The organism is Actinomyces sp. 565 (assembly GCF_010365615.1).
Classification (GTDB): Bacteria; Actinomycetota; Actinomycetes; order Actinomycetales; family Actinomycetaceae; genus Actinomyces.
Genome location: NZ_PIZD01000003.1, coordinates 84,165 through 97,529, shown reverse-complemented (window position 1 = coordinate 97,529; position 13,365 = coordinate 84,165). Strand labels below are relative to the sequence as shown.

Below are 13,365 nucleotides of genomic sequence, written 5' to 3'. Positions count from 1 at the left end.
CGGGCGGCGCCGGCCCCCGGGTGGTGCTGGCCACCCGCCTGTACGCCCCCGAGCCGGCCGCCGCCGCGCTACGGCTGCGCGGACTGGCCCGCGCCCTGGCCGACGCCGGCGCACGAGTGACGGTGCTGACCTCCACGCCGCCGGGTATGAGCGCCCCCGCCGACCCAGGCGTGGCGGTGCGCTCCGCCCCGGCCCTGCGCGACGAGAGCGGCTACATCCGCGGCTACGCCCAGTACCTGAGCTTCGACATCCCGCTCGCGGCGCGGCTGCTGGCCGGGCCCGCGCCGGACCTGATCGTCGCCGAGCCGCCTCCCACCACCGGGGCGGTGGTGCGCGTGGCCGCCGCCCTGCGTGGCGCTCCTTATGCCTACTACGCCGCCGACGTGTGGTCCGACGCCGCGGCCTCCACCGGCGCCCCCGGCTGGGTGGTTGGTGCCCTGCGGGGAGTGGAGCGCCTGGTGCTGCGGGGTGCCCGCACCGTGTTGGCCGTCAACGACGGCGTCGCCGAGCGGGTGGGTGAGCTGGGTGCCCGGGCGGTGACGGTGGTTCCCAACGGCATCGACACCGACGTGTTCACCCCCGCCGGCCCGCGCGCCGCCGACGCGCCGCAGGCCCCCTACTTCCTGTACGCCGGCACCGCCTCGGAGTGGCAGGGCGCGGGTGTATTCATCGAGGCGCTGCGCCTGGTGCACAGGCAGGAGCCCGAGGCGCGGCTGGTGTTCCTGGGGCAGGGCAGCGACTGGCAGGCGCTGAAGGATCTGGCGGGCGGCGATGCGCGCGTGGAGTTTCACGACCTGGTTCCTGCGGTGGAGGCGGCCACCTGGCAGCGCGGGGCGGTGGCCTCGGTGGTATCTATCCGTCCCGGCCTCGGCTACGACTTCGCCTACCCGACCAAGATCTTCGCCGCCCTGGCCTGCGGCACGCCGGTGGTCTACGCCGGACCCGGGCCGGCGCGCACCGACCTGCCCGCCAACGCCCTGGGCTGGGCGAGTGACTACGACGCCGAGCAGGTGGCCGCCGCCATGCTGGCCGCCCTGGGGGCCTCCCGGGCGGGTGAGGCGCAGCGGGCCGAGGCTGCGGATCGCCGTCGGGAATGGGTCATGCACAACCGCTCCATGCGGGCAGCCCTGCGCGACGCGGCCGAGGTGCTGCTGGCCGAGGTGGCGGCAGCGGAGGTGCTGCTGGCGGAATGACACGCGACTTTCTGCTCTGATGCGAGCTTTTGCACCCTGGTGTACGCCTATTTGCCGCACACCAGGGTGCAAAGACTCGGAGCTGGCTGTGGAGGTGTTCTCCGCAGGCCCGTCGTGGCATGTGAGAATGGCTTAGTGAAGGTTCTGCATGTCAACGACGTCGCTCGGATAGGTAGCGCACTGGTGCGCCAGGCTCGCAGCATCGGTCTTGACTGGACTCTGTACGACACTGCCCGGGTTGATCCCCGCTGGTCGCCGCGTACTCGCGCGCTGCGCCGCGCGTTGCGCGGGGCGGCCTGGGAGGCGGGGCTTGCACGCAGAGCACTGGCGTCGGATCTTCTTGACATTCACGGAGCGACGGTGACTGCGCATACACGGTGGCTGCGCCGTCCCTATGTGCTGCACCTGCACGGAACGGACATCCGTGTACGACGCTACGAGCCCGCATACACAAACGTGGTAGAGCGCGCTGTACGTGAGGCCTTGGATGTCTATTACACAACCCCTGACCTGGCCGAGCATGTACTGGACCTGGCACCCGCAGCCACGCTCCAACCCGTGATCGTAGACGTGGGCGAGCTGCCGAGAGCTGTGGATACCGCCGCGGCGCCTCCACGCATACTCTTCCCCTCCCGGTGGGATGCGGCTAAAGGAGGGGACATGCAGCTTGAGCTCCTGGCCGCGTTGCGTGATGAACACGGCGATCAGATAGTGCTTGAAGGCCTGGACTGGGGTGAGAACGCCGCTACCGCGGCGCGGGACTTCGGTGTGGTGCTACGGCAGCGGATGACTCACGATGACTATGCGCGGTGGCTGGGAAGCGGCAGCTTGGCCGTGGGACAAATGTCCGGGTACATGAGTATTTCCGAGCTTGAGGCGATTGCCACGGGCACCACCACGGTCATGGCGCTGAACTCGCGCTGGTACGACGGATCGCATTCAACGACGCGTGATGTGCCCGTGCTCGGTGGGGTGACGGCTCCCGAGCGCCTGCTGGAAACCACGTTGGAGGGAGTTCGTGAAGCGCTTGCGGGCGCGCGCGTGCAGGGCGGACGAGAGTGGGTTGAGGCCAACCACTCGCCTGCGCGAGCTGTTGAACGGCTTCAGGAACGCTTCGCGCTGGTGAGTGGCTCCTGAACGCCGAGGCTGCTGATGCCGATGCCAAGGCCTAGGCGCGCGAGCGCCTGGGGTGATTAGTCAGGACGACGGTACTAGATCGGTGCCCCACTGGTTGTCCAGGAACAGCTGTGTCCACAGGCCCAGTGACGTGGTTCCCCGGGCGAAGCGCCAGGCCTGTTCTGAACGCGGAATCCCCTCGGTGAAGGCTTCGAAGGCCATGGGGTGATCCAGCATGGTGCGTACCGAGCGGACTCGTGATAGCAGCCGGTCGCCTCCAGTGGCGCGCATAGCGGCAAGCAACGCGCGCTTGGGGACGGCGGGCATAGACACACTGGGCGCCCGATACAGCTCCTGCTCCTGTCCCGTCACGCGAGCATAGTGGGCGCCGGTGTAGCGGGCGTACCAGTCGCGGTTCGCGGTCAGTTCCTCCGATCCGTTCATCCAGCAGTCCCACACCTCGGAGTCCAGCAAGGGAAGCGCCCAGTCGTAGCCGAAGAACTCATAGGCCTTCATGGAGTTGTTGATGTATTTTGCCTGCCGCTCCCTGAGATTGAACCATGCCAGCAACCCTTGCACGCCGCGTTCGCGGTCCAGCGGCGCCTCTGTCTCCGCGCGCCGGATCTCCTCGCGCAGGAGCGGTAGCGCGCGGTATGCCTCGGGAGAACCCTGGAGCACCGCGTATCGGCGGGCGATGGCGGTGAACACTTGAGCGTTCGAGGGGGATGAGTGCAGCAAGCCGGTGTCGTGCAGTGTCCGGACCGCTGCGTGCCCGGGGAGGATAATCGCGTCGTCGTCGACCAGGTGGTCTTCCCTGATTACGGTCAGGGCGTACCAGTCCTGCACGTGGGGGAGTGAGGTGAGCCCCCAGGTGGCGCCCTGAAAGTGAGCGCCGGCGGCGGTGTGCCAGCGCTGCGCGATTCGCGAGGGGTCTAGGTCCACTGAGAACCAGTCGATCCCCAGCGCCTGTGCCACGGCCCGAGAAATTGAGATCTCCCGGGAGCCGGGCTTGCCGTAGGTATAGGCGATTACTCGGGGGGCGCCCAGACGCTTGAGCCAGACCGCCAGCAGCCGCGAGTCGAGCCCGCCCGATAGCGGGAGTACCAGTTGCCGGCCTTCGGCGTGCGCAAGCAAACGGGTCACCGCCAAGTCCAGGGCATGATCGAAGGCCTCGTCAAACTCTGCGGCGGAGGTGATCGGGTTGGTGCTGTACCCGAAAGAGTCCCACAGGCTGCACGTCCAGGTACCGTCAGGGTGCAGAACCACGGTTGAGGCCGCTGGTGTCGCGTGCACGCCGCTTACCAGGGTCCGGGAGCCGACCACGAAACCGGTGTGGAGGAACACGTCTGCGGCCTCCGCATCGCGGCTCCAGGAACCCGAGTGCTTGCGAAGTGACTCCGGGTCATCGCTGACCATCCATTGGCCGTTTACATAGGTGAACAGCAGGTGGTGGGAGCGCAGGCGGTCGGTGTCGATGCGGAGGTCCCGGCCCTGGCGGGTGACGACGGTCCACTGACCGCGCCGATCGGATGGCGCGGCGGCGGAAACACTGTTCACAGTGTCCTCGTTGTCCCAGTCGCGCACCGGACGCCATAGCCACTCCGATGCTGTAGGCGTGCTGGTCCACAGCGGAGAGGTGAGCATCATCCGGAAGTTCTCCATGGGGCTCCTCAAGCCGTCGGGGTGTGAAGCGAGGCCGTGTGATACGTGAGGCTCGCGGCATGCTCGGTGGGAGAGGCACGACGTGATTCAATACCCGCATGGTACAGCGGTTGCGTGACAGGTGGGAAAGGCTGCGGACTGGGAGCCCCGTCCTGGGTGCCATCCTCACCCTGGTGTCAGGGACGGCTACCGCGCAGGCGATCACCTTTGTCCTGCAGATCTTCATAGCCCGGGTCTACTCGGACACGGACAAGGGCCTGTTCGGGATCTATGGATCCATCACTGGCTTTGTCATCACCTTCGCCGCGCTGCGCTTCGACTTGACTGTGGTGCTCCCCAAGGATGATCGCTCGGCTAAGGTCCTTGAGCGCCTGTCCCGACGATGCATCGTAGTCAGCTCCCTGCTGACCTCACTTGTCTGTATGGTCGGCGCAACCGTACTGCGTGACCACTACCACCACTCCGAGCAGTTGATGTGGTGGCTTATGATCTCTGGCGTTACCGTCTTCCTGGTAGCGCAAATCACCAACGTGCAGTACTGGCTCACCCGCAAGGGTCGGTTCGGAGACATCGCTCGCAACCGCGTGTTCCAGTATACGGCGGTTGCTAGTTGTCAACTTGTGGCGGGGCTGATCATGCACGGTGGGCTCTCCGCGATCATAATCGGCACAATCACCGGGCAGCTGCTCACCCTGGTCTTCCTGGAGCGCCGCGTTCCCGAACTGCATGAGCCGAGGGACCCCGAGGCGCCGACGATGCGCGAGATGATGCGGCGGTACTGGAAGATGCCGTTACTTAACGGCCCCAACGTCTTCGTGGACTCGATCCGCAACAACGGCATCAACCTGTTCATTGGTGCGGCATCTGTGGCGGCACTGGGGCAGTTTCAGCTCGCTTGGAGCACCATGCAGGTGCCTGTCTCCCTTATCTCCGGGTCGGTGTCCCAGGTGTTCCTGAAGAAGTTGTCGGACGCAGAGCCGGGGACCATGGCACCTCTGGTGAGGGCCGTGCTGTGGCGCGCCTTCCTGGCCGCGATTGTGCCCTTCGCGCTCCTGTACCTGCTGGCGCCCTGGCTGTTCCCGCTGGTGTTCGGGCCCACGTGGGACGATGCCGGATACTACGCACGCGCGCTCACGCCGTGGCTGTTCATGAACGTGCTCACCTCGCCGATCTCTAATATATTCGTGGTGACCGAGCAGCAGAGCCGACTGCTGGCGTTTGCTGTGGTCTACTGCGCCGTCCCGCTGACATGGCTCTGGCTCAGCCCGCTGCCCATCATGCAGACCGTGTTCGTACTGGGGATGCTGATGGCAGTGATGCTGGTCGTCATGCTGTGCATGGCGCTGCTGACCGCCCGGCGCTATGACCGCACGGGCGGACGCGACGACGTACGATGACGGAACTACCAGCTCGCTTGCGCTGCGTATGCGAGAATGCGACCGCAGTCTGTGCTCACATAATGCCGCCGCACGGGGAGGACCCACGTGAAAAAGTCGCCTGTTCCGCTGGTAGTGTTCACCGACAACTACCCCTTCGATGTTGGGGAGGAGTTCTTCGAGCAGGAGATCAGCTACCTAGCCGAGCGCTTCGCCGAGGTCTGGGTGGTTCCGATGCGGGCCGGTGTAGGCGCATCCAAGACGCGGAAGTTACCGGAGAACGTCTCCGCTGTCCTGCTTCCTTTAGTGGACGGCCGGAGCTGGAAGCAGCGCCTGCCCAGGCACATGCCCCGGCTCATCGCAGGACCTGGGCGGGTCGAGCTTGGGAACACACGCCGCTCGGCGGCTTGTGCGGTCCGTGAACTGCATTTCGCTGTTGATGTGCTGCACCGCTTCGAGCTCTTTACCCGTACGCGCCTATACCGCGAACGTCTGGCCGGGAGACCGCTGGTCGCCTACGGCTACTGGCTCTACTACGGTGCTGGAATGGCGCAGATGCTGCGGGCCACCCATGACGCCCCGGTAGCCGCTGTGTCCCGCGCCCACGCCTATGATGTCAACGAGTCCTACAAGCCCCAGGGCCACCTGCCGGCTCGCCGCCGGCTAGTCGGAGGGCTGGATGAGGTCTATCCGATCTCCCACTATGCGGCGTCGTTCCTGACACCATACCTCGGCGCAGGCACCGCTAACCTGCAAATACGCCACCTGGGGGTGCCTGCCGGTGGCAGGGGAGACTGTAGCCGGGAGCCGATTCATATAGTCAGCTGCTCGCATCTAGCCCCGTACAAGCGCGTGGACCGAATCGCTGACGCAGTAGGGGCGCTCAGTGGTCGGGGCCTGCAGGTTCGGTGGACGCATATCGGCGAACGGGATGAGGCGAGGCTGAGTTCGATAAGGCAGTACACCGCAACAGTCGCGCCTGGCGCGCAGGTTGAATTCATGGGGTACCAACCGAATTCGCGTATACGCTCCCTGCTAGAGGCAGGCGGATTTACGGTGCTTGTCAATTCCTCTTCGGGAGAAGGCGTCCCGGTGTCGATTATGGAGGCAATGGCGGCTGGGCTGCCGGTTGTCGCCACGGACGTGGGTGGCACCAAGGAGATAGTCCATGATGGAGTGAATGGGAGGCTAGTGCCTGCTGACGCCACTGGAGACGACCTCGCGGATGCGATTGCGGGGGTTGCCGGAGCATCTGCCAGCGACTTCGCCCGGATGCGCGAGCAGGCGGTGCGCACCTGGGACGAGGAATTCAATGCCGATCGGCAGTACAGCGACATGGCCGAGCGGTTGGTGCAGCTCGCCAGCCGGCTCGGGCGGGGGGAGGCGGCATGAGCGCGCAAGGCGATAGGCCGTGGATGGTCTTCCACGCCCCGTACCCGCTGGACCCGGATCCGACTTCGGCGTCCCGGCTGCGTCCGCTGCGCATGCGGGAGGCGTTTGCGCAGATCGGCTACAGGGTCTTTGACCTCTCTGGCTCGGTTAGCCGCCGGAGGAGGGCGTTCGCTGCCCTGCGCGCGCGAGTCGCCGCCGGTGACCGGCCCGCATTCCTGTACAGCGAGAATTCGACTCAGCCCAACGTACTGGCTACGAGCGTGCGCACCGGTGTTGCTCCGTTGCTCGACTATCGCATTATGCGGGCGATGAGGCATGCTGGGGTGCCGGTGGGCGTGTTTTATCGAGATGCCTATTGGCGTTTCGCGTTCGGGAGGGCGTCGGGCTTGCGTGGGTCGATTGTCCCTGCGCTACAGAAGGCGGACTTGGTAGGATATCGTCGTAACGGAGTCAACTTTTTTGTTCCGTCGAGGCCGATGGCTGATGTTCTTGGTTTGGATGATGATGTATGCTCGCCGTTGCCTCCGGCTGGACAGGCCGACTGTTCGGAACCATTGCCGCCTGTAGATGGAACGCTGCACCTGGTGTATGTTGGAGGTCTAGGCGGCCATTACGACCTTGACGTGTTCTTCTCCGCTCTTGTTGCGATCCCGTGTGCGCAGTTGGAATTAGTCACTCGAAAACCGTTGTGGGAGACGGCGGTGGCTGCGAACCCTGAACTCTCTGCGGAGCAAATCAGGGTGAGTCATCTTGCGGCGAATGAGTTGGCGCCGGTGTATAGACGCGCGAGTGTGGGCGTACTTACCGCTCGCCCTAGCGAATACTGGAGTTTCGCGGTGCCGGTGAAACTCTTCGAGTATCTGTCGTACGGTAGGCCGGTGATCGCCACACGGGGCACCGAGACCGGCAGGATCGTCGAGGCCAATGGTGCCGGGTGGGTGGTCGACTATGACCGGGATGCGATTGCTTCCCTGCTTGCCCACCTGCAGGAAGCTCCGGAGGAGATTGCGGAGCGAGCTGCGGCCGCCCGAGCAGCTGCACGAGTCAATACCTGGGCGGACCGTGCGCGGGACGCCGCCAGAACGTTGTCCCCGCAGAGCCTGGAGGCACTGCTCTGAACCGCTGGTACGTGTTCTAGCGGCCACCTCATTTCAAGAGAAAGTTCCTCATGTCAGTTCTCCTGCCGTGGCTGCACAATGCCGGCCACCTCATCGGCCTCATCGGGTTGGTGTTCGCGCCGGGCTGGGCGGCCTTGCGCGCTCTAGGATATCGGGGCGTGCTGCCGGTGGCGGCAGCGCCGCCAGTGACCTTTGCCGGGATTGCCTTGCTCGGTCAGGTCTACTCCTGGACGGGCGTGCGCTACACGATCACCTCGCTGGTAATCGGTCTGGTGCTGTACGTGCTTGTCATCTCGTTGACTGCGCGACTCGTTCTAGGCGGTCTGCCCGCGGTCTTACCGGAGGAACTATCGCAGCGGAGGCGCGGTACGGCGGGCATGGCGCTGCTAGCGGCGACCATGACAGGTATTCTTATTGCAGCACCAATAGTTAGCCAGTGGAATCCGGAGCTGCCAGCCCAGCAGATAGACTCGGTGTTCCATTACAATCTTGCTTGGGTCATTACACAGACCGGTGATGCCTCCCTGCTCACCGGTGCTTCCTGGTCGTTCTCCTTGCGTGCAATCCCCGCATACTATCCCTTGGTATGGCACGCCATCGTTGCCGCCGTCGCCGGTCCCGCGCACGTGGTAACAGTGACCAATACGCTGGTCGCGCTCACCCCCGTCATATGGACGCTCGGCATAGCTGCTCTTGCAATGGAGGCCTTCCCCACCTCTAGGTGGGCTCCGGTAATCGCGCCTCTGACGGCGGCTCTGCTTCCGGCGTTTCCAGTGTACATGCTCGGTTATCGGCAGTTGTGGCCCAATGCTCTCGGGTACGCGGTCCTCCCCGCTATGCTCGCGTTGCTGTGCCGGGCGATGCATATGCTCCGCCTCACCGGCACGGCGGGAAGGCGTCGCGCCGTCATCGCGCTCGTTGCCTTTATGATCGCTCTGGGAGGGGCGATCGCCACGTATCCATCCGCCGTATTCTCGGTCCTTCTCACCGGTATTCCGCTCCTGTACGGCATAGCGAAGGTCGCAGCGGGTTTCATATCGCGCCGTCTTGGAAGACGACGCGGGACGTTGCTCCTGGTTGCCTTTGGCGTGTTCGCAGTTGTGCTTGTGGGTGGGTTGCTGATACTTGAGCCGGGCGTGATGGCGCGTCTTGCTCGTGAGGGATACGCCGGAGTCTCGAACCTACCCCGGCGTATACAGGCGCTGATCACGCTTTGGCCGTTGGGCAGCGGCTACTTGGGGTACCGGCTAGCGCTTGCACTACAGCTGCTGCTGACCGCCGCGGGGCTGGTAATCGCAGCGCGCCGTAAAGAGTGGCGATGGATTGCCTGCGCTTGGCTGCTGCCAATGGTTCTACTGGTTGCGGCTTACCTGCCGCTAGGTCCTCTTACTGCGCTCACGGGGCTCTGGTATAACGATCCGTACCGCATCATACCCCTGGTTATACCGTCAATCTCCCTGCTGGCGGTCGTAGCGGTGGAGACTTGTGCCGGGGCTGTTGCCGAGCATGCTTCCGCTCCCCGCCGTAAGGCTACTGCGGAGGTCACCGCTGCGGCCTGTGCAGCGATCCTTCTGGTGGGAGGTGTCGGTGCGGATGCTGCGCGTCGGAGCGTGAGTGAGAGCTCCTACGAGGTAGGCAGTAATGCGCTGGTGCGCACTTTGAGCGTCGACGAGGTACGGATGATCCAGTCGTTGCGTGGCAGGACGGACCCGTCTCTGATGGTGCTCGGCGACCCAGCTGCTGGTGCGGCCTACGTTGAGGTTCTAGGCGGTCTGCGCTCGGTGTTCCCCCACATAACGTTCCGCTCCCTGGATTGGGATGCTCATTACCTGGCACTGCACTTCGCAGAGCTCCGCGAGGATCCCGTAGTCTGCGAGCTCATACGACACTATCGCGTGGGCTACTACTACGCCGACGACTCGGGAACGGTCCCAGGGGTGGACGTCGCCGAGCGCGCCCCCGGACTCTACGGGGTAGACACCTCCACCGGCTTCGAGCTTGTGGCAAGCGGGGACACTGCATCTGTATGGCGCATAACTGCGTGCGGCGAGCTCGACTCACCGGAGTCTCTCGTGCGTGATCCCTGGGGCCTGAATACGCCCTACGAGCCGGTGTACGGACCGGATGGAGAGGTGAATGTCTTCGATGAGGAAGGCAGGCTGATTCTTGAACCCTAGAGCGGCTCCTACGGTTTGGGTGTTCGGTGGTATGGGCCTACCCGTGTTGTGCGGGAGTGACTCCGGGCAGGTTGTCCTGTCGCGCCTCATGCGTACGCCCGTATCACGCCGTCCTCGTGGTTGTAGCGGTATGTGTCGCACCGCGTGCTCGCCTGCGCCCACTCGGCAGCCGACCGGTGACCACGCACGACTCGCCTCGGTATCCTCCCCCTGTCGTTCTTCTCTGGGCGCCTTGGCGCACGCTCCGCGCACTTCCTGCGATCTCCACCCTGGCCCGCACCAGCCGACCCGCCGCCGTTTGTCGCCACCATCTGCGGTTCTCACGAGCAGCTGAGATGAGTCGCGCCGAGGGCTTGACTGCGGCCTCATAGCCGATGTACGCTGCTTCACAATCCCTGACATGCCGGAATCAACGTGGAGACCCGATCATGCGTACGTTTACGTCCCTGGCAGCGGCATTTGCTGTCGCACTATGCTTCCAAGCAGTTACTACTTCCGCCGTAGCGGCCGATGACGTCAGTGGTCCCGATGATGTCGGCGTAAACGTCGTCGATGAGTTTGGCCAACGCCTGTGGTATGGCTCGGAGTCCTCGACGGTTGCAGCGCTTGCCAACCGAGCGGAAGAATTTGCGGAATCCCACCCCGATACCGTTCTCGGAGTCGCACTGACATCAGACCGGCAGGTAGTCGAAGTGTTCGTCACTTCGCTCGACATTGCGGGCCTGGATGAGTTGCTTTCCGCCGATTCGACCCATATACGGGCGGTCGTGAATGAGAATTCGCCAGAACAGATCAGGGCTGCAGAAGAACAGGTTTTAAACCGCGATTGGGGTGCGTTGCACATCGAGTCAGTCGCTCCTGACCCCATCGGAGACGGCATTGAGGTAACCATCTCAGAGGGTGACCACCCGGCAGACTCACGTCAAGACGGTAATCAGTCCGACTTCGATGACCTCGAAGACAGCGTACTTGACTCCTTGGGGGACATTGGAGTGGGAGTGCGCGTGACTCCCGGTGAACCGGAAGTTGAGGCCAAGACACGTTTCAACGACAGCTCGTATTTCTACGCGGGCGGTGCGATCGTGCTGAGCAACGGCACCCGATGCAGCTTGGGGGCGCCCATCGAAATCGGAGGAAAATACTACGTGCTGACGGCCGGGCATTGCGGAAAAGGGACTTGGCGGAATGGAGGTAACGGGAACTTCGTCGGCAGCCTGTACACGACCACGTGGACTGGAACCGCGCACAAATACGGCGACTGGCAATTGTTGCGGGGATCACACTACGCTCTACGGGTGTTTAACGCACAGCTCAATTCGTCGTCGTCACTACCTATCAGCGGTGGAGACTTCGGCCGGAGGGCGCTTGGCCGCGAACTCTGTGCGTCTGGGTCAACCACAGGAGCGACTTGCAGGTATGTTGTCCGAAGCACGAATAGTACGCGAAAGGTGGGAAGTACCACAGTTGGGCACCTGACGAACGCCATACATGACGTCAATCGCGACGGCGTTGCAGACTGCAACGGTTTCCGAGCCGGTGACTCCGGTGGCATTAGTTACTACGGCGATGGTAGAGGCGGAGCTACTGCGTATGGAATTGTCACGGGTCTTACGACCGGAAGTTGCAGTTACAGTTTCACTCAGCTGTCCGGTGTGCGAGCATGGAACGGAAAGGCCAAGGTCGGCTAGCGCGAAAGGTGGACGATTGGCTGGGGCAACTCTCATTCGTCTGACTTTGCGTGTCGGCATTTGAGGTGTGTTTACGGGCGCGCGAATGAGTGTGGGTGCGAGTGTGGTTGTGGTCGCTATTGGGAAGGTTGTAATCGGTCTTTTTTTAGCTACTTCCGAGACGTGCCAGGCGTCGACCGAGGACTAATTGCACCGATGGTGCAGCGGATATAAGTATGGGCTCTTCGGACTTGGCGATGAGCGCCTCGGGATGGGCTACCGTGCATGTGGCAATGTTCGGGCTGGACGGTCGTAATCGTTAGGTGCAGTCCTGCTGATGAGGCCCTTTTGTTCTGAGTGCCCTTCAGCGCTGGTGAGCTTGGGGACGAGGAGGGTGTCTTGGCCGTGTACGGGGTGTATTCGGGCCGATTAGGAGCTCTTCTGAATTGACGCCGAGCTATTTCGGTCTGGTCGCTTGCGGTCCTTGGGGCGGAGGGGCGCGGCGGCCGACCGCTCGGGACTCCCCGCAAGGGAGTCTGAGGCCGAGTTTCGTGCCGGCAGCCACGGCTGATGGACTGTTCTCACGGGCTTGTTGGCCAATAAGTACCCGCGGTAAGGGGGCATCCCCTATGCTCTCCTGCCACGATACCTGCAGCCTCATGAATATAGAGTGTTTCTCGTCAGGGGTAAGGATGCGGGGGCTGGGGGTTGTGCAGGAAGGTGGGTGTGTCGTTGGTGTGGGTGCACGCGGGACCTACGTGCGGCATGTGGCTCAATCGTGATAAGCAATTCCGCAAAGGGGCTTCGTGTGGCTGTCCCATGGTGGCACCTACGGGCGTCCACGCTTCCATCGCTCGCATCGTCTCATGCTTTTCCAGTGCACACGGATGCCGTCACGACGCCAAGTCCTGGCAGAGGGCCGCCACTCGCCGGACTCAGACGATCAAGATCATTGCCGCGATGCTTATCCAGGCTCCAAGCGTGGCGGCCGTGAACCGATATGTAAGAGTCTCGCCCGCTATCGCGTACCGATACCAGCCGCGATCCCTTGACGTAGTTCCTGAGCCGCCGGACGTGCTACGCACCCTGAAGGGCAAGGGCGTGCCGTTCGTGTGCCAAAGGACGGGACCCTGGTGTGAACCTACTGGGTTGCCGACTTTGACTCGGATACCGGCTACCGCCTGTGGTGCGCCGCCAAGTACAGGGCCTGTGGCGGGAACGTGCAAGCGCTGATAGGTCCATTGGGTTCCTGGTGCGGGGCATTTGCGGTTTTCCTGTCGGTCTGGGCTCCACCGCCCCTATCACTCTCGCCATGACCAATGCGCTGCCAGCGCTGTGCCCTTGCGTCGCATACGGGATGCCCACATGGGGCGACGAGGGGTACGCGGGCGCAGAAATCGGCCTAAATACGCCCACTAGGGGCTCCAAGCTCGACCCCGACCCGAAGACCCACAACTAGTTCTAGGTCAGCCTGCGGGCCCCGTAGGAAGAGCCAACGCCCTGCTCATGGGCTTTAAAGCCATCAAACGGCGACACTCAACCCATCAATCAGCACCGAAGTTACAGTAACCGTCTTGATCGTCTTCAACCTAACGCGCTCCTCTGAAGGGAAAAACTAATCAGTCTTGGTTGAGAATGCATGTGACGTGAGTTATCCGTGCGCT

8 protein-coding genes are annotated in these 13,365 nt (G+C 63.4%); 7 read left to right on the top strand and 1 reads right to left on the bottom strand.

Features of this window, described 5'->3' with window-relative positions; all coding sequences use genetic code 11:
• Positions 1-20 precede the first annotated feature (20 nt).
• Together GZ997_RS00860 and GZ997_RS00855 are read left to right on the top strand one after the other, a co-directional pair.
• A complete protein-coding gene (locus tag GZ997_RS00860) occupies positions 21-1,193 on the top strand; it encodes a glycosyltransferase family 4 protein (RefSeq protein ID WP_162678491.1) in 1,173 nt (390 codons plus the stop codon).
• A 135-nt stretch (positions 1,194-1,328) separates the two neighbouring features.
• Complete coding sequence (locus GZ997_RS00855; protein ID WP_162678481.1) at positions 1,329-2,330, top strand: glycosyltransferase family 4 protein; 1,002 nt, start codon at positions 1,329-1,331, stop codon at positions 2,328-2,330.
• A gap of 60 nt (positions 2,331-2,390) precedes the next feature.
• On the opposite strand, the gene GZ997_RS00850 is transcribed toward GZ997_RS00855, so the two are convergent.
• Positions 2,391-3,971 carry an asparagine synthetase B family protein gene (locus GZ997_RS00850; protein WP_162678480.1) on the bottom strand — a complete coding sequence of 527 codons (1,581 nt, stop codon included), beginning with the start codon at positions 3,969-3,971 and terminating at the stop codon, positions 2,391-2,393.
• A 98-nt stretch (positions 3,972-4,069) separates the two neighbouring features.
• On the opposite strand from GZ997_RS00850, the gene GZ997_RS00845 reads away from it, so the two are divergent.
• The 5 genes from GZ997_RS00845 to GZ997_RS00825 all read left to right on the top strand — a co-directional run bounded on the left by GZ997_RS00845 (position 4,070) and on the right by GZ997_RS00825 (position 11,722).
• Positions 4,070-5,368, top strand: a complete 1,299-nt coding sequence (locus tag GZ997_RS00845) for an oligosaccharide flippase family protein (RefSeq protein WP_162678479.1) — start codon at positions 4,070-4,072, stop codon at positions 5,366-5,368.
• A gap of 114 nt (positions 5,369-5,482) precedes the next feature.
• Positions 5,483-6,739, top strand: a complete 1,257-nt coding sequence (locus GZ997_RS00840; protein WP_203233846.1) for a glycosyltransferase — start codon at positions 5,483-5,485, stop codon at positions 6,737-6,739.
• Positions 6,736-7,857 (top strand): glycosyltransferase, encoded by a 1,122-nt coding sequence (locus GZ997_RS00835; protein ID WP_238994142.1) that lies wholly within the window; start codon positions 6,736-6,738, stop codon positions 7,855-7,857. The genes GZ997_RS00840 and GZ997_RS00835 overlap by 4 nt, the downstream gene beginning before the upstream one ends.
• Positions 7,858-7,907: 50 nt before the next feature.
• Complete coding sequence (locus GZ997_RS00830; RefSeq protein ID WP_162678477.1) at positions 7,908-10,034, top strand: DUF6541 family protein; 2,127 nt, start codon at positions 7,908-7,910, stop codon at positions 10,032-10,034.
• A 428-nt stretch (positions 10,035-10,462) separates the two neighbouring features.
• Positions 10,463-11,722 (top strand): hypothetical protein, encoded by a 1,260-nt coding sequence (locus tag GZ997_RS00825; RefSeq protein WP_162678476.1) that lies wholly within the window; start codon positions 10,463-10,465, stop codon positions 11,720-11,722.
• Positions 11,723-13,365 lie beyond the last annotated feature (1,643 nt).